This window comes from Streptomyces sp. HUAS 31, from assembly GCF_028198125.1.
In the GTDB taxonomy this organism is placed as follows: domain Bacteria; phylum Actinomycetota; class Actinomycetes; order Streptomycetales; family Streptomycetaceae; genus Streptomyces; species Streptomyces chartreusis.
The window spans coordinates 5665933-5680133 of sequence record NZ_CP116353.1; the positions used below are offsets into that span (position 1 = coordinate 5665933).

At 65.8% G+C, this 14201-nt stretch carries 25 protein-coding genes; all 25 read left to right on the forward strand.

Annotated elements, in window-relative coordinates; translation table 11 throughout:
- Window positions 1-33 precede the first annotated feature (33 nt).
- The 25 genes from rplV (at window position 34) to truA (ending at window position 14199) form a co-directional block, all read left to right on the forward strand.
- Window positions 34-381 carry a 50S ribosomal protein L22 gene (gene rplV, locus PGH47_RS25410; RefSeq protein WP_026290933.1) on the forward strand — a complete coding sequence of 116 codons (348 nt, stop codon included), beginning with the start codon at window positions 34-36 and terminating at the stop codon, window positions 379-381.
- Window positions 381-1199 carry a 30S ribosomal protein S3 gene (rpsC, locus tag PGH47_RS25415; RefSeq protein ID WP_055706471.1) on the forward strand — a complete coding sequence of 273 codons (819 nt, stop codon included), beginning with the start codon at window positions 381-383 and terminating at the stop codon, window positions 1197-1199. Before rplV ends, rpsC begins: the two co-directional genes overlap by 1 nt.
- A 5-nt stretch (window positions 1200-1204) precedes the next feature.
- Window positions 1205-1624, forward strand: a complete 420-nt coding sequence (gene rplP, locus PGH47_RS25420; protein ID WP_030967307.1) for a 50S ribosomal protein L16 — start codon at window positions 1205-1207, stop codon at window positions 1622-1624.
- A complete protein-coding gene (gene rpmC, locus PGH47_RS25425; RefSeq protein ID WP_007494763.1) occupies window positions 1624-1848 on the forward strand; it encodes a 50S ribosomal protein L29 in 225 nt (74 codons plus the stop codon). Before rplP ends, rpmC begins: the two co-directional genes overlap by 1 nt.
- Window positions 1848-2132 carry a 30S ribosomal protein S17 gene (gene rpsQ / locus PGH47_RS25430; protein WP_018543912.1) on the forward strand — a complete coding sequence of 95 codons (285 nt, stop codon included), beginning with the start codon at window positions 1848-1850 and terminating at the stop codon, window positions 2130-2132. The genes rpmC and rpsQ overlap by 1 nt, the downstream gene beginning before the upstream one ends.
- A gap of 98 nt (window positions 2133-2230) precedes the next feature.
- Complete coding sequence (gene rplN, locus PGH47_RS25435; RefSeq protein ID WP_003998823.1) at window positions 2231-2599, forward strand: 50S ribosomal protein L14; 369 nt, start codon at window positions 2231-2233, stop codon at window positions 2597-2599.
- Window positions 2600-2601: 2 nt separating this feature from the next.
- The gene (rplX, locus tag PGH47_RS25440) at window positions 2602-2925 is read left to right on the forward strand and encodes a 50S ribosomal protein L24 (RefSeq protein WP_107904101.1); all 324 of its coding nucleotides are present in this window, start codon (window positions 2602-2604) and stop codon (window positions 2923-2925) included.
- Entirely contained in the window at window positions 2925-3482 is a 558-nt protein-coding gene (gene rplE, locus PGH47_RS25445; RefSeq protein ID WP_107904099.1) for a 50S ribosomal protein L5, read from the forward strand. Before rplX ends, rplE begins: the two co-directional genes overlap by 1 nt.
- A 5-nt stretch (window positions 3483-3487) precedes the next feature.
- Window positions 3488-3673 (forward strand): type Z 30S ribosomal protein S14, encoded by a 186-nt coding sequence (locus PGH47_RS25450; protein ID WP_003948630.1) that lies wholly within the window; start codon window positions 3488-3490, stop codon window positions 3671-3673.
- 212 nt (window positions 3674-3885) lie between these two features.
- Window positions 3886-4284, forward strand: coding sequence for a 30S ribosomal protein S8 (gene rpsH, locus PGH47_RS25455; RefSeq protein WP_007384075.1), 399 nt, complete (start codon window positions 3886-3888; stop codon window positions 4282-4284).
- 24 nt (window positions 4285-4308) lie between these two features.
- A complete protein-coding gene (rplF, locus tag PGH47_RS25460; protein WP_107904097.1) occupies window positions 4309-4848 on the forward strand; it encodes a 50S ribosomal protein L6 in 540 nt (179 codons plus the stop codon).
- Window positions 4849-4851: 3 nt separating this feature from the next.
- Entirely contained in the window at window positions 4852-5235 is a 384-nt protein-coding gene (rplR, locus tag PGH47_RS25465; protein ID WP_030967303.1) for a 50S ribosomal protein L18, read from the forward strand.
- A gap of 41 nt (window positions 5236-5276) precedes the next feature.
- Complete coding sequence (gene rpsE / locus PGH47_RS25470) at window positions 5277-5882, forward strand: 30S ribosomal protein S5 (RefSeq protein ID WP_015658456.1); 606 nt, start codon at window positions 5277-5279, stop codon at window positions 5880-5882.
- Entirely contained in the window at window positions 5882-6064 is a 183-nt protein-coding gene (rpmD, locus tag PGH47_RS25475) for a 50S ribosomal protein L30 (RefSeq protein WP_006376032.1), read from the forward strand. Before rpsE ends, rpmD begins: the two co-directional genes overlap by 1 nt.
- 2 nt (window positions 6065-6066) lie before the next feature.
- Complete coding sequence (rplO, locus tag PGH47_RS25480) at window positions 6067-6522, forward strand: 50S ribosomal protein L15 (RefSeq protein WP_093824865.1); 456 nt, start codon at window positions 6067-6069, stop codon at window positions 6520-6522.
- Window positions 6523-6767: 245 nt separating this feature from the next.
- The gene (gene secY, locus PGH47_RS25485) at window positions 6768-8084 is read left to right on the forward strand and encodes a preprotein translocase subunit SecY (RefSeq protein ID WP_107904093.1); all 1317 of its coding nucleotides are present in this window, start codon (window positions 6768-6770) and stop codon (window positions 8082-8084) included.
- Window positions 8084-8749: an adenylate kinase gene (locus PGH47_RS25490; RefSeq protein WP_271665355.1), complete on the forward strand. Its 666-nt coding sequence runs from the start codon at window positions 8084-8086 to the stop codon at window positions 8747-8749. The genes secY and PGH47_RS25490 overlap by 1 nt, the downstream gene beginning before the upstream one ends.
- Window positions 8750-8884: 135 nt before the next feature.
- The gene (gene map / locus PGH47_RS25495; protein ID WP_150500348.1) at window positions 8885-9721 is read left to right on the forward strand and encodes a type I methionyl aminopeptidase; all 837 of its coding nucleotides are present in this window, start codon (window positions 8885-8887) and stop codon (window positions 9719-9721) included.
- Window positions 9722-9900: 179 nt separating this feature from the next.
- Entirely contained in the window at window positions 9901-10122 is a 222-nt protein-coding gene (infA, locus tag PGH47_RS25500) for a translation initiation factor IF-1 (RefSeq protein ID WP_003948620.1), read from the forward strand.
- A 59-nt stretch (window positions 10123-10181) separates the two neighbouring features.
- On the forward strand, window positions 10182-10295 hold the full coding sequence (rpmJ, locus tag PGH47_RS25505) for a 50S ribosomal protein L36 (protein ID WP_003998809.1): 114 nt from the start codon (window positions 10182-10184) through the stop codon (window positions 10293-10295).
- 190 nt (window positions 10296-10485) lie between these two features.
- Window positions 10486-10866, forward strand: coding sequence for a 30S ribosomal protein S13 (rpsM, locus tag PGH47_RS25510; RefSeq protein ID WP_020135802.1), 381 nt, complete (start codon window positions 10486-10488; stop codon window positions 10864-10866).
- A gap of 66 nt (window positions 10867-10932) precedes the next feature.
- Window positions 10933-11337: a 30S ribosomal protein S11 gene (gene rpsK / locus PGH47_RS25515; protein ID WP_003956432.1), complete on the forward strand. Its 405-nt coding sequence runs from the start codon at window positions 10933-10935 to the stop codon at window positions 11335-11337.
- A gap of 152 nt (window positions 11338-11489) precedes the next feature.
- Window positions 11490-12512, forward strand: coding sequence for a DNA-directed RNA polymerase subunit alpha (locus PGH47_RS25520; protein WP_003966937.1), 1023 nt, complete (start codon window positions 11490-11492; stop codon window positions 12510-12512).
- 179 nt (window positions 12513-12691) lie between these two features.
- A complete protein-coding gene (gene rplQ / locus PGH47_RS25525; RefSeq protein WP_030960844.1) occupies window positions 12692-13198 on the forward strand; it encodes a 50S ribosomal protein L17 in 507 nt (168 codons plus the stop codon).
- Between the two features lie 140 nt (window positions 13199-13338).
- Complete coding sequence (gene truA, locus PGH47_RS25530) at window positions 13339-14199, forward strand: tRNA pseudouridine(38-40) synthase TruA (RefSeq protein WP_030960846.1); 861 nt, start codon at window positions 13339-13341, stop codon at window positions 14197-14199.
- Window positions 14200-14201 lie beyond the last annotated feature (2 nt).

A 14201-nucleotide genomic window follows, 5' to 3' on the forward strand; every position in this document is an offset into this window, starting at 1 on the left:
ATTCAGACACGTAAGTAACTGAGAGGGACAACCATGGAAGCCAGGGCCCAGGCGCGGTACATCCGCGTTACGCCCATGAAGGCCCGCCGCGTGGTGGACCTTATCCGTGGCATGGATGCCACGGAGGCTCAGGCTGTTCTGCGATTCGCTCCGCAGGCAGCCTCCGTGCCGGTCGGCAAGGTGCTCGACAGCGCCATCGCCAACGCCGCGCACAACTACGACCACCCGGACGCCTCCTCGCTGGTCATCAGCGAGGCGTACGTTGACGAGGGCCCGACCCTGAAGCGGTTCCGTCCGCGTGCCCAGGGCCGTGCCTACCGGATCCGCAAGCGGACCAGCCACATCACTGTGGTCGTCAGCAGCAAGGAAGGAACCCGGTAATGGGCCAGAAGGTTAACCCGCATGGGTTCCGGCTCGGTGTCACCACGGACTTCAAGTCCCGGTGGTACGCCGACAAGCTGTACAAGGACTACGTCAAGGAAGACGTCGCCATCCGTCGGATGATGACGTCCGGCATGGAGCGCGCCGGTATCTCGAAGGTTGAGATCGAGCGCACCCGTGACCGTGTCCGCGTGGACATCCACACCGCGCGTCCGGGCATCGTCATCGGCCGCCGTGGCGCCGAGGCCGACCGCATCCGCGGTGACCTCGAGAAGCTCACGGGCAAGCAGGTCCAGCTGAACATCCTCGAGGTCAAGAACCCCGAGACCGACGCTCAGCTGGTTGCCCAGGCCGTTGCCGAGCAGCTCTCCTCCCGCGTCTCCTTCCGTCGGGCCATGCGTAAGAGCATGCAGTCCGCCATGAAGGCCGGCGCCAAGGGCATCAAGATCCAGTGCGGCGGCCGCCTCGGTGGCGCCGAGATGTCCCGCTCGGAGTTCTACCGCGAGGGCCGCGTGCCCCTGCACACGCTCCGCGCGAACGTGGACTACGGCTTCTTCGAGGCCAAGACGACCTTCGGCCGCATCGGCGTGAAGGTCTGGATCTACAAGGGCGACGTCAAGAACATCGCCGAGGTCCGCGCCGAGAACGCTGCGGCCCGTGCGGGTAACCGCCCGGCCCGTGGTGGTGCCGACCGCCCGGCCCGTGGTGGCCGTGGTGGCGAGCGGCGCGGTCGCAAGCCGCAGCAGGCTGCCGGCGCCGAGGCCCCCAAGGCCGAGGCCCCCGCCGCTCCGGCTGAGAGCACCGGAACGGAGGCCTGACCGAAATGCTGATCCCCCGTAGGGTCAAGCACCGCAAGCAGCACCACCCCAAGCGCTCCGGCGCCGCCAAGGGTGGCACGACGGTTGCGTTCGGCGAGTACGGCATCCAGGCGCTCACCCCGGCCTACGTGACGAACCGTCAGATCGAGGCCGCTCGTATTGCCATGACGCGTCACATCAAGCGTGGTGGCAAGGTCTGGATCAACATCTACCCGGACCGTCCCCTCACCAAGAAGCCTGCCGAGACCCGCATGGGTTCCGGTAAGGGTTCTCCGGAGTGGTGGATCGCCAACGTCAAGCCCGGACGCGTGATGTTCGAGCTGTCGTACCCCAACGAGAAGATCGCCCGTGAGGCCCTGACTCGCGCCGCCCACAAGCTGCCGATGAAGTGCCGGATCGTCAAGCGCGAGGCAGGTGAAGCGTGATGTCGGCCGGTACCAAGGCGTCCGAGCTGCGCGAGCTGGGCAACGAGGAGCTTCTTGCGAAGCTCCGCGAGGCCAAGGAAGAGCTGTTCAACCTCCGCTTCCAGGCGGCGACCGGTCAGCTCGAGAACCATGGCCGTCTGAAGGCGGTCCGCAAGGACATCGCGCGGATCTACACCCTGATGCGCGAGCGTGAGCTGGGCATCGAAACGGTGGAGAACGCCTGATGAGCGAGAAGAACGTGACTGAGAACGCAGAGGCGCGCGGTTTCCGCAAGACCCGTGAGGGTCTCGTCGTCAGCGACAAGATGGACAAGACCGTCGTCGTCGCCGTCGAGGACCGTGTGAAGCACGCGCTGTACGGCAAGGTCATCCGCCGTACGAACAAGCTCAAGGCGCACGACGAGCAGAACGCCGCGGGTGTCGGCGACCGTGTCCTCCTCATGGAGACCCGGCCGCTGTCCGCGACGAAGCGCTGGCGCGTCGTCGAGATCCTCGAGAAGGCCAAGTAATTCCTGCGGGGTATCCCGCAGGACAGTTCCGCCAGGCTCGGCAGGGGTGCTCGTACTGAGCCCCCTGCCGGGAACCGGCAGACAAACAGGAGATAGACGTGATCCAGCAGGAGTCGCGACTGCGCGTCGCCGACAACACTGGTGCGAAGGAAATCCTTTGCATCCGTGTGCTCGGTGGCTCCGGTCGCCGCTACGCGGGCATCGGTGACGTCATCGTCGCCACCGTCAAGGACGCGATCCCCGGTGGCAACGTGAAGAAGGGTGACGTCGTCAAGGCGGTCATCGTTCGCACCGTCAAGGAGCGCCGCCGTCCGGACGGCTCGTACATCCGCTTCGACGAGAACGCCGCCGTCATTCTGAAGAACGACGGCGACCCTCGCGGCACCCGCATCTTCGGCCCGGTCGGGCGTGAGCTGCGCGAGAAGAAGTTCATGAAGATCATCTCGCTGGCTCCGGAGGTGCTGTAAGCATGAAGATCAAGAAGGGCGACCTGGTCCAGGTCATCACCGGTAAGGACAAGGGCAAGCAGGGCAAGGTCATCGCGGCCTACCCCCGCGAGGACCGTGTCCTGGTCGAGGGTGTCAACCGGGTCAAGAAGCACACCAAGGCCGGTCCGACCGCCAAGGGTTCGCAGGCCGGCGGCATCGTCACGACCGAGGCGCCCGTCCACGTCTCCAACGTCCAGCTGGTCGTTGAGAAGGACGGCAACAAGGTCGTCACGCGTGTCGGCTACCGCTTCGACGACGAAGGCAACAAGATCCGCGTTGCCAAGCGGACGGGTGAGGACATCTGATGACGACCACCACCAGCCCGCGTCTGAAGCTGAAGTACCGCGAGGAGATCGCGGGCAAGCTGCGTGACGAGTTCAAGTACGAGAACGTCATGCAGGTTCCCGGCCTCGTCAAGATCGTGGTCAACATGGGTGTGGGCGACGCCGCCCGCGACTCCAAGCTGATCGAGGGCGCCATCCGCGACCTCACCACGATCACCGGTCAGAAGCCGGCCGTCACCAAGGCCCGCAAGTCCATCGCGCAGTTCAAGCTGCGTGAGGGCCAGCCGATCGGTGCCCACGTCACGCTCCGTGGCGACCGCATGTGGGAGTTCCTGGACCGCACCCTGTCGCTCGCGCTCCCGCGCATCCGCGACTTCCGTGGTCTGTCCCCCAAGCAGTTCGACGGCCGTGGCAACTACACCTTCGGTCTCACCGAGCAGGTCATGTTCCACGAGATCGACCAGGACAAGATCGACCGTACCCGGGGTATGGACATCACCGTGGTGACCACGGCGACCAACGACGCTGAGGGCCGTGCGCTCCTTCGTCACCTCGGCTTCCCGTTCAAGGAGGCGTGAGCGAGATGGCGAAGAAGGCTCTGATTGCCAAGGCTGCTCGCAAGCCCAAGTTCGGTGTGCGTGGCTACACGCGCTGCCAGCGCTGCGGCCGTCCGCACTCCGTGTACCGCAAGTTCGGCCTGTGCCGCGTGTGCCTTCGTGAGATGGCTCACCGTGGCGAGCTGCCGGGCGTGACCAAGAGCTCCTGGTAATCCCCCTAATAAGGGATTCCGGAGTCTCTCGGTAAGCATCTGGGTGGACAGGGGCCCACCCCCGCATGGCTTAGGCTTGTGGGGTTGGGCGCCTGTCGCGCCCGTACGACTTACTACGCCGTAGGTCCACCGCGCCGCACCCGTCCCGTCTCGGATCGGGGAGAGGGATGGCGCACCAGGAAACCCCGGCGAGAGAGGCCGAAGGCCAATTCATGACCATGACTGATCCGATCGCAGACATGCTTACGCGTCTGCGGAACGCGAACTCGGCATACCACGACTCCGTGACGATGCCGGCATCGAAGATCAAGTCGCACATCGCGGAGATCCTCCAGCAGGAGGGCTTCATCACGGGCTGGAAGGTCGAGGACGCCGAGGTCGGCAAGAACCTCGTCCTGGAGCTGAAGTTCGGCCCCAACCGTGAGCGCTCCATCGCGGGCATCAAGCGGATCTCCAAGCCCGGTCTCCGGGTTTACGCGAAGTCCACCAACCTGCCGAAGGTGCTCGGCGGCCTCGGCGTGGCGATCATCTCCACGTCGCACGGGCTCCTCACCGACAAGCAGGCCGGCAAGAAGGGCGTAGGCGGAGAAGTCCTCGCCTACGTCTGGTAACGGAAGGGAACGGAGGAAACAGCTATGTCGCGCATCGGCAAGCTCCCCATCGCGGTTCCCGCCGGCGTGGACGTCACCATCGACGGCCAGACGGTCTCGGTCAAGGGCCCCAAGGGCACGCTGACCCACACCGTCGTGTCGCCGATCGAGATCGCCAAGGGTGAGGACGGCGTACTCAACGTCACCCGCCCCAACGACGAGCGTCAGAACAAGGCCCTGCACGGCCTGTCCCGCACGCTGGTGGCGAACATGATCACCGGCGTGACCCAGGGTTACGTGAAGAAGCTCGAGATCAGCGGTGTCGGTTACCGCGTTGCGGCCAAGGGATCGAACCTCGAGTTCGCGCTCGGCTACAGCCACTCGATCACCGTCGAGGCCCCCGAGGGCATCACCTTCAAGGTGGAGAACCCGACCCGCTTCTCGGTCGAGGGCATCGACAAGCAGAAGGTCGGCGAGGTTGCGGCGAACATCCGCAAGCTGCGCAAGCCCGACCCGTACAAGGCCAAGGGCGTCAAGTACGAGGGCGAAGTCATCCGCCGCAAGGTCGGAAAGGCGGGTAAGTAAGCCATGGCATACGGACAGAAGATCCTCAAGGGCGACGCCTACAAGCGCGCCGCGATCAAGCGCCGCCACATCCGGATCCGTAAGCACATCAACGGAACGGCGGAGCGTCCGCGTCTGGTCGTTACCCGCTCGAACCGCCACATCGTGGCCCAGGTGATCGACGACCTCAAGGGTCACACCCTTGCGTCGGCGTCCACCCTGGACACCTCGATCCGCGGTGGCGAGGGCGACAAGTCCGCGCAGGCCAAGCAGGTCGGAGCCCTGGTCGCCGAGCGCGCCAAGGCTGCCGGCGTCGAGGCCGTCGTATTCGACCGTGGTGGCAACCAGTACGCCGGGCGCATCGCCGCCCTGGCGGACGCCGCCCGCGAAGCCGGACTCAAGTTCTGAGCCGCTTCCGTAGCTAGCGGAAAAAGAGAGAGGTAATTCCAATGGCTGGACCCCAGCGCCGCGGTGGCGGTGCCGGTGGCGGCGAGCGGCGGGACCGGAAGGGCCGTGACGGCGGCGCAGCTGCCGCCGAGAAGACCGCTTACGTTGAGCGCGTTGTCGCGATCAACCGTGTCGCCAAGGTTGTGAAGGGTGGTCGTCGCTTCAGCTTCACCGCGCTGGTCGTGGTGGGCGACGGTGACGGCACCGTGGGTGTCGGTTACGGCAAGGCCAAGGAGGTGCCGGCCGCCATCGCCAAGGGTGTTGAGGAGGCCAAGAAGCACTTCTTCAAGGTCCCCCGTATCCAGGGCACGATCCCGCACCCGATCCAGGGTGAGAAGGCTGCCGGTGTCGTGCTGCTCAAGCCCGCGTCGCCCGGTACCGGTGTTATCGCCGGTGGTCCGGTGCGTGCCGTGCTCGAGTGCGCCGGTATCCACGACATCCTGTCGAAGTCGCTCGGCTCCGACAACGCGATCAACATCGTGCACGCGACCGTGGAGGCCCTGAAGGGTCTGCAGCGTCCCGAGGAGGTCGCGGCCCGCCGTGGCCTGCCGCTCGAGGACGTCGCCCCCGCGGCTCTGCTTCGTGCGCGTGCGGGAGCGGGTGCGTAATGGCTCGCCTCAAGGTCACGCAGACGAAGTCGTACATCGGTAGCAAGCAGAACCACCGTGACACCCTGCGGTCCCTTGGTCTCAAGGGGATCAACACCGTGGTCGTCAAGGAGGACCGCCCCGAGTTCCGCGGAATGGTGCACACCGTCCGCCACCTCGTGACGGTTGAGGAGGTCGACTGATCATGGCGGAGAACAACCCGCTCAAGATCCACAACCTCCGTCCCGCCCCGGGCGCCAAGACCGCCAAGACCCGTGTGGGTCGTGGTGAGGCGTCGAAGGGTAAGACGGCCGGTCGTGGTACCAAGGGTACGAAGGCTCGTTACCAGGTTCCGGAGCGCTTCGAGGGTGGCCAGATGCCCCTCCACATGCGTCTTCCGAAGCTGAAGGGCTTCAAGAACCCGTTCAAGACCGAGTTCCAGGTCGTGAACCTCGACAAGCTGGCGTCGCTGTACCCCGAGGGTGGCGAGGTCACCGTCGAGGGTCTGGTCGCCAAGGGTGCCGTTCGCAAGAACAGCCTCGTCAAGGTGCTCGGCCAGGGCGAGATCTCCGTGGCGCTGCAGGTGACGGTCGACGCCGTCTCCGGCTCCGCCAAGGAGAAGATCACCGCCGCCGGCGGTACCGTCACCGAGCTCGTCTGAACACTTCAGGCGTCTCGATGACTTGAGCGATCCCGACCGGGGATACCCCACAAATGGGGTATCCCCGGTTGGTCGTTCCAAGGGGGGCGGTCTCGCCGGTAAGGTGGCCTGCACTGTCCACTTTTACCGAGTGCTGTTCGTGAGGCACTCTGAGCGGCAGTCGACCGTTAGCTAAGTCGTTCCTATTAGTCGAACCTCAAGACCGTCACCCTTGACGCAGTTGCGCGGGGGTCGCAGGAGGCACCGTGCTCACCGCGTTCGCCCGGGCGTTCAAGACGCCCGACCTGCGCAAGAAGCTGCTCTTCACGCTCGCCATCATCGTGGTGTATCGGATCGGTACCCACATTCCGATTCCAGGCGTCGACTACTCGGCCGTCCAGGTCTGCATCGACCAGGCCAGCACCAACACGGGCCTGTTCGGTCTGGTCAACATGTTCAGCGGCGGCGCGCTGCTTCAGATCACGATCTTCGCGCTCGGCATCATGCCGTACATCACGGCGAGCATCATCCTTCAGCTGCTGACCGTCGTGATCCCGCGCCTGGAAGCCCTCAAGAAAGAGGGCCAGGCGGGGACGGCCAAGATCACGCAGTACACCCGCTACCTGACCGTGGCGCTCGCGATCCTTCAGGGCACCGGCCTGGTGGCCACCGCCCGCAGCGGCGCGCTCTTCCAGGGCTGCCAGGTGTCCAGCCAGATCGTTCCTGACCAGTCGATCTTCACGACCATCACCATGGTCATCACGATGACCGCCGGTACGGCCGTCGTCATGTGGCTCGGTGAGCTCATCACCGACCGCGGCATCGGCAACGGCATGTCGATCCTGATGTTCATCTCGATCGCCGCGACCTTCCCGTCCGCCCTGTGGGCCATCAAGCAGCAGGGTGACCTGGCCGGCGGCTGGATCGAGTTCGGCACCGTCATCGCGGTGGGCCTGGTCATGGTCGGACTGGTCGTCTTCGTGGAGCAGGCACAGCGCCGTATTCCGGTGCAGTACGCGAAGCGCATGATCGGCCGCCGTTCCTACGGCGGTACTTCGACGTACATCCCGCTCAAGGTGAACCAGGCGGGCGTGATTCCCGTCATCTTCGCGTCGTCGCTGCTCTATATTCCGGCGCTGATCGTGCAGTTCTCCAACAACCAGGAGTCCGGCTGGGCGACCTGGGTCACAAAGAACCTGGCGGACACGGGGGCACCCGTGCACGTCGCCCTCTATTTCTTCCTGATTGTCTTCTTCGCGTTCTTCTACGTGGCTATCTCGTTCAACCCCGAGGAAGTCGCGGACAACATGAAGAAGTATGGTGGCTTCATCCCGGGCATCCGGGCTGGCCGACCGACCGCTGAGTACCTCTCCTACGTGCTCAACCGGATCACCTGGCCGGGCTCGCTGTACTTGGGTCTGATCGCTCTCGTGCCGACGATGGCGTTGGCTGGTTTCGGGGCAAACCAGAACTTCCCGTTCGGCGGGACCAGCATCCTGATCATCGTGGGTGTCGGTCTTGAAACGGTGAAGCAGATCGAGAGCCAGCTCCAGCAGCGCAATTACGAAGGGTTCCTCCGCTGATGCGTATCGTCCTCGTCGGGCCGCCGGGTGCCGGCAAGGGAACGCAGGCTGCGTTCCTCGCCAAGAACCTGTCGATCCCGCACATCTCCACGGGCGACCTGTTCCGCGCCAACATCAGCCAGCAGACGGAGCTCGGGAAGCTCGCGAAGTCCTACATGGACGCGGGCAACCTGGTGCCGGACGAGGTCACCATCGGGATGGCCAAGGACCGCATGGAGAAGCCGGACGCCGAGAACGGCTTCCTGCTGGACGGTTTTCCGCGCAACGTGTCCCAGGCCGAGGCTCTGGACGAGATGCTCCAGTCCGAGAGCATGAAGCTGGACGCGGTCCTGGACCTGGAAGTCCCCGAGGAAGAGGTCGTCAAGCGGATCGCCGGGCGGCGGATCTGCCGCAAGGACTCCAGCCACGTCTTCCACGTGACGTACAGCAAGCCGAAGACGGAGGGCGTCTGTGACGCCTGCGGCGGCGAGCTGTACCAGCGTGACGACGACTCGGAGGAGACGGTCCGCAAGCGTCTCGAGGTCTACCACACGCAGACCGAGCCGATCATCGACTACTACAAGGCGCAGGGGCTGGTCGTCACCATCTCCGCGCTGGGCAAGGTCGAAGAGGTCACGGGGCGTGCGATGGAGGCCCTCAAGCGCGACGAGGACGGCAAGAAGTAGCGTTCTCAGCTGGTACGCAGCACTGGCCGCGGTTCCCTTCAAGGGGACCGCGGCTGCTGTGTGGGGCGGGGTGTCACGGCTCCGCCCTTATGGTTGAAGAAGTCCCTCCACCCGGCAGGAAAGGCCCCCGACCCCATGGTGCAGATCAAGAGCCCCGAGCAGATCGCCAAGATGCGTGAGGCGGGGCTGGTCGTCGCCGCCATTCACGCGGCCACGCGCGAGGCCGCGGTGCCCGGGGCCAGCACCAAGGATCTGGACGAGGTCGCCCGCAAGGTGCTCGCCGAGCACGGCGCCAAGTCGAACTTCCTCGGCTACGGCGGCTTCCCCGCGACGATCTGCACCTCCGTGAACGACGTCGTCGTCCACGGCATCCCGTCCGAGGACGTCGTCCTGAAGGACGGCGACATCATCTCCATCGACTGCGGCGCCATCATCGACGGCTGGCACGGCGACGCCGCCTACACCGCCTTCGTGGGCTCAGGTCACGCCCCGGAGCTGATCGAGCTCTCCCGGGTGACCGAGGGGTCGATGTGGGCCGGCATCGCGGCCATGAAGCAGGGCAACCGCCTGGTCGACGTCTCCCGTGCCATCGAGACCTACATCCGCCGCCAGCCGAAGCCCGGCGGCGGCCGCTACGGCATCATCGAGGACTACGGCGGCCACGGCATCGGCACCGAGATGCACATGGACCCGCACCTGCTGAACTACGTGGAGCGCCGGCGGGGCAAGGGCCCCAAGCTGGTCCCCGGGTTCTGCCTGGCGATCGAGCCGATGGTGTCCCTGGGCACCCCGAAGACCGAGGTCCTCTCGGACGACTGGACGGTCATCACCACCGACGGCACCTGGTCCTCGCACTGGGAGCACTCCGTCGCGCTGACCGAGGAGGGTCCGCTGGTGCTGACCGCTCCCGACGCGGGCAAGGCCAAGCTGGCCGAGTTCGGCATCGTCGCCGCGCCGGATCCGCTGGCCTGAGCGCCCTTCCGCGGACCGCGTGCTTAATGATCTGCCGGTCAGGGCAGGATTCCCCGATTCGTCTTTCCGGGTGCGCTGACGTAGACTGACTCGTCGGCTCTCGTGCACCCGCATGTCCGCATGCGCCCGTAAGGGAAAGCACTGGAGTCGATCAAGGTAGTCGATTCGAAGGGCGAAGCGTGGCCAAGAAGCAAGGTGCCATCGAGATCGAGGGCACTGTCGTCGAGTCTCTTCCGAACGCCATGTTCAAGGTCGAGCTCCAGAACGGCCACCAGGTCCTGGCACACATCAGCGGCAAGATGCGTATGCACTACATCCGCATCCTCCCTGACGACCGGGTCGTGGTGGAGTTGTCTCCGTACGACCTGACGCGTGGCCGGATCGTCTACCGATACAAGTAGATCTTGCCCGCATTCCGCTTCGGCGGGGTGGTGGCACTGACCCGGAGAACCTCAATCCCATGAAGGTCAAGCCGAGCGTCAAGAAGATCTGCGACAAGTGCAGGGTGATCCGCCGTCACGGTCGGGTCATGGTCATCTGCGAGAACCCGCGCCACAAGCAGCGCCAGGGCTGACGCACGACCGATCCCTCTGCATCCATCGCAGAGATTCGCGCGACGCAAGCTGAATATGTTCATACGCAGAATCCAGGCGATCCTTTGCCTGATACCCCCGGTTCGGAGGCCGGGGACTCAGTTCGTACCTCATACGGCAGCTGGGAATCGGTTCTGCGGAAGACCTCCGAAGATCACCAGGAGCCATTGAATGGCACGCGTTTCCGGTGTTGACATCCCGCGCGAAAAGCGCGTGGAGGTCGCCCTGACCTACGTGTTCGGTATCGGCCGTACGCTCTCCCAGCAGACGCTGGCCGAGACCGGCATCGACCCGAACACCCGCGTTCGCGACCTCTCCGAGGAGCAGCTCGTCGCGATTCGTGAGTACGTCGACAACAACATCAAGACCGAGGGTGACCTCCGTCGCGAGATCCAGGCCGACATCCGCCGCAAGGTCGAGATCGGTTGCTACCAGGGTCTCCGTCACCGTCGCGGTCTGCCCGTCCGCGGTCAGCGCACCAGCACGAACGCCCGTACCCGCAAGGGCCCGCGTCGCGCCATCGCCGGTAAGAAGAAGCCGGGCAAGAAGTAGTCCACAGCGGACTTCGCCGTCCAGCGGTCTTCGCTGTAGGACCGACCACCTCCCGTAGGAGTACAGATGCCCCCCAAGGGTCGTCAGGGCGCTGCCAAGAAGGTGCGCCGCAAGGAAAAGAAGAACGTCGCTCACGGCCACGCGCACATCAAGAGCACGTTCAACAACACGATCGTCTCCATCACGGACCCGTCGGGCAACGTGATCTCCTGGGCCTCCGCCGGCCACGTCGGCTTCAAGGGCTCCCGGAAGTCCACGCCGTTCGCCGCGCAGATGGCCGCCGAGTCGGCTGCCCGCCGCGCCCAGGAGCACGGCATGCGCAAGGTCGACGTGTTCGTGAAGGGTCCGGGTTCGGGTCGTGAGACCGCGATCCGTTCGCTTCAGGCGACCGGTCTCGAGGTCGGCTCCATCCAGGACGTCACCCCGACCCCGCACAACGGCTGCCGTCCGCCGAAGCGTCGTCGCGTCTGACGTACGACTGCTTCGCGCAGGCTTGGTTTCGGGCGGTACGGCTCTTCGGGGCTGTATCGCCCGTACCCTTGCAGTACCCGTCCCTTTTGCCGGGGACGGTTCCGTCGGGCGTCAAATAGCGGGCGTCCACGAAAGAAGGATCTGATCCACACATGCTGATCGCTCAGCGTCCCTCGTTGACCGAAGAGGTCGTCGACGAATTCCGCTCCCGGTTCGTGATCGAGCCGCTGGAGCCGGGCTTCGGCTACACCCTCGGCAACTCCCTGCGTCGGACCCTCCTGTCCTCGATCCCGGGTGCGGCGGTCACGTCCATCCGTATCGACGGCGTGCTGCACGAGTTCACCACCGTGCCGGGCGTCAAGGAGGACGTCACCGACCTGATCCTCAACATCAAGCAGCTGGTCGTCTCCTCGGAGCACGACGAGCCGGTCGTGATGTACCTGCGCAAGCAGGGTCCGGGTCTGGTCACCGCCGCCGACATCGCGCCCCCGGCCGGTGTCGAGGTGCACAACCCCGACCTGGTCCTCGCCACGCTCAACGGCAAGGGCAAGCTGGAGATGGAGCTCACGGTCGAGCGTGGCCGTGGTTACGTGTCCGCCGTGCAGAACAAGCAGGTCGGCCAGGAGATCGGGCGCATCCCGGTCGACTCGATCTACTCGCCGGTTCTGAAGGTCACGTACAAGGTCGAGGCCACGCGTGTCGAGCAGCGCACCGACTTCGACAAGCTGATCGTCGACGTCGAGACCAAGCAGGCCATGCGTCCGCGTGACGCCATGGCGTCGGCCGGTAAGACCCTGGTCGAGCTGTTCGGTCTGGCGCGCGAGCTGAACATCGACGCCGAGGGCATCGACATGGGCCCGTCCCCGACGGACGCCGCCCTCGCCGCCGACCTGGCGCTGCCGATCGAGGAGCTGGAGCTCACCGTTCGGTCGTACAACTGCCTCAAGCGCGAGGGCATCCACTCCGTGGGTGAGCTCGTGGCTCGTTCCGAGGCCGACCTGCTGGACATCCGCAACTTCGGTGCGAAGTCCATCGACGAGGTCAAGGCGAAGCTGGCCGGCATGGGCCTGGCCCTGAAGGACAGCCCGCCCGGATTCGACCCGACCGCCGCCGCGGACGCCTTCGGTGCCGATGACGACGCGGACGCCGGGTTCGTGGAGACCGAGCAGTACTAAGCGCTCCGCGGGGAGGCCGTACTGCTTCTGCGGGCCGGTTTCGGCTGGTCGCGCAGTTCCCCGCGCCCCTTCCGGGAGCGCCCCTTCGGGGCCGCTCCCGGATCTCCGACAGGTAACCGCCTGCTCGGATACTGACCTCGGTACCTCATACGGCCGGGGCAGACACACAGGAGATTGACATGCCGAAGCCCACCAAGGGTGCCCGTCTGGGCGGCAGTGCCGCGCACGAGAAGCTGCTTCTCGCGAACCTCGCGAAGGCGCTCTTCGAGCACGGCCGTATCACCACCACCGAGGCGAAGGCCCGCCGTCTGCGGCCCTACGCCGAGCGTCTGGTGACCAAGGCGAAGAAGGGCGACCTTCACAACCGCCGTCAGGTGCTCCAGGTCATCACGGACAAGAGCGTCGTCCACACGCTCTTCACCGAGATCGGCCCGCGCTACGAGAACCGTCCGGGTGGCTACACCCGCATCACCAAGATCGGTAACCGCCGTGGCGACAACGCGCCCATGGCTGTCATCGAGCTGGTCGAGGCGCTGACGGTCGCGCAGCAGGCCACTGGTGAGGCCGAGGCCGCCACCAAGCGTGCGGTCAAGGAGGCCGACGAGGCCAAGGTCGACACGACCAAGGCCGACGAGGCTGCCGAGGCTCAGGCCGACGAGGCTGCCGAGGAGTCGAAGGACGCGTAAGCGTCTGCCGGGTGGCTGTTGTCGGGCGGCTGCGGCTTCGTCGTGGTTGTTCGCGCAGTTTCCCGCGCCCCTTCAGGGCGTTGGCGGGTCCGTTCCTTTCGAGGGGCGGGCCCGCTTTTTGTTGCTGAGAGGATCTCTGGGTGAGTGACGAAGTAGAGCCGGGGTATGTGCGTGTGCGCCTCGATCTGTCCTATGACGGGACCGAGTTCTCCGGGTGGGCCAAGCAGGCCGGTGGGCGGCGGACCGTGCAGGGCGAGATCGAGGACGCGCTGCGGACCGTCACGCGGTCGGGGGGCACGACGTACGAGCTGACCGTCGCCGGGCGGACGGATGCCGGGGTGCATGCGCGGGGTCAGGTCGCGCATGTGGACCTGCCCGAGCAGGTCTGGCGTGAGCACCACGAGAAGCTGCTGAAGCGGCTCGCCGGGCGGCTGTCCCGGGACGTGCGGGTGTGGGCGCTGCGTGAGGCGCCCGCCGGCTTCAACGCGCGGTTCTCGGCGATCTGGCGGCGGTACGCCTATCGCGTCACCGACAACCCCGGCGGAGTCGACCCGCTGCTGCGGGGCCACGTCCTGTGGCACGACTGGCCGCTGGACGTCGACGCCATGAACGAGGCCGCGCAACGGCTGCTCGGGGAGCACGACTTCGCCGCGTACTGCAAGAAGCGGGAGGGCGCCACGACCATCCGTACGCTTCAGGAGCTGAGCCTGGTGCGGGGGGACGACGGGATCGTCACCGCGACCGTGCGGGCCGACGCGTTCTGCCACAACATGGTGCGCTCGCTCATCGGGGCGCTGCTGTTCGTGGGGGACGGGCACCGGCCCGCCGACTGGCCGGGCAAGGTGCTGGCCGCCGGTGTCAGGGACTCCGCCGTGCATGTCGTACGCCCGCATGGGCTGACGCTCGAAGAGGTCGGGTACCCCGCCGACGAGTTGCTGGCGGCGCGGAACAAGGAGGCGCGCAACAAGCGGACGTTGCCGGGCGCCTTCGGCTGCTGCTGAGT

Bases quoted from the DNA above. Each gene is read 5' to 3' on its own strand.
- rplV (WP_026290933.1), top strand. From the start codon at position 34: ATGGAAGCCAGGGCCCAGGCGCGGTACATCCGCGTTACGCCCATGAAG.
- rpsC (WP_055706471.1), top strand. From the start codon at position 381: ATGGGCCAGAAGGTTAACCCGCATGGGTTCCGGCTCGGTGTCACCACG.
- rplP (WP_030967307.1), top strand. From the start codon at position 1,205: ATGCTGATCCCCCGTAGGGTCAAGCACCGCAAGCAGCACCACCCCAAG.
- rpmC (WP_007494763.1), top strand. From the start codon at position 1,624: ATGTCGGCCGGTACCAAGGCGTCCGAGCTGCGCGAGCTGGGCAACGAG.
- rpsQ (WP_018543912.1), top strand. From the start codon at position 1,848: ATGAGCGAGAAGAACGTGACTGAGAACGCAGAGGCGCGCGGTTTCCGC.
- rplX (WP_107904101.1), top strand. From the start codon at position 2,602: ATGAAGATCAAGAAGGGCGACCTGGTCCAGGTCATCACCGGTAAGGAC.
- rplE (WP_107904099.1), top strand. From the start codon at position 2,925: ATGACGACCACCACCAGCCCGCGTCTGAAGCTGAAGTACCGCGAGGAG.
- PGH47_RS25450 (WP_003948630.1), top strand. From the start codon at position 3,488: ATGGCGAAGAAGGCTCTGATTGCCAAGGCTGCTCGCAAGCCCAAGTTC.
- rpsH (WP_007384075.1), top strand. From the start codon at position 3,886: ATGACCATGACTGATCCGATCGCAGACATGCTTACGCGTCTGCGGAAC.
- rplF (WP_107904097.1), top strand. From the start codon at position 4,309: ATGTCGCGCATCGGCAAGCTCCCCATCGCGGTTCCCGCCGGCGTGGAC.
- rplR (WP_030967303.1), top strand. From the start codon at position 4,852: ATGGCATACGGACAGAAGATCCTCAAGGGCGACGCCTACAAGCGCGCC.
- rpsE (WP_015658456.1), top strand. From the start codon at position 5,277: ATGGCTGGACCCCAGCGCCGCGGTGGCGGTGCCGGTGGCGGCGAGCGG.
- rpmD (WP_006376032.1), top strand. From the start codon at position 5,882: ATGGCTCGCCTCAAGGTCACGCAGACGAAGTCGTACATCGGTAGCAAG.
- rplO (WP_093824865.1), top strand. From the start codon at position 6,067: ATGGCGGAGAACAACCCGCTCAAGATCCACAACCTCCGTCCCGCCCCG.
- PGH47_RS25490 (WP_271665355.1), top strand. From the start codon at position 8,084: ATGCGTATCGTCCTCGTCGGGCCGCCGGGTGCCGGCAAGGGAACGCAG.
- map (WP_150500348.1), top strand. From the start codon at position 8,885: ATGGTGCAGATCAAGAGCCCCGAGCAGATCGCCAAGATGCGTGAGGCG.
- rpmJ (WP_003998809.1), top strand. From the start codon at position 10,182: ATGAAGGTCAAGCCGAGCGTCAAGAAGATCTGCGACAAGTGCAGGGTG.
- rpsM (WP_020135802.1), top strand. From the start codon at position 10,486: ATGGCACGCGTTTCCGGTGTTGACATCCCGCGCGAAAAGCGCGTGGAG.
- rpsK (WP_003956432.1), top strand. From the start codon at position 10,933: ATGCCCCCCAAGGGTCGTCAGGGCGCTGCCAAGAAGGTGCGCCGCAAG.
- PGH47_RS25520 (WP_003966937.1), top strand. From the start codon at position 11,490: ATGCTGATCGCTCAGCGTCCCTCGTTGACCGAAGAGGTCGTCGACGAA.
- rplQ (WP_030960844.1), top strand. From the start codon at position 12,692: ATGCCGAAGCCCACCAAGGGTGCCCGTCTGGGCGGCAGTGCCGCGCAC.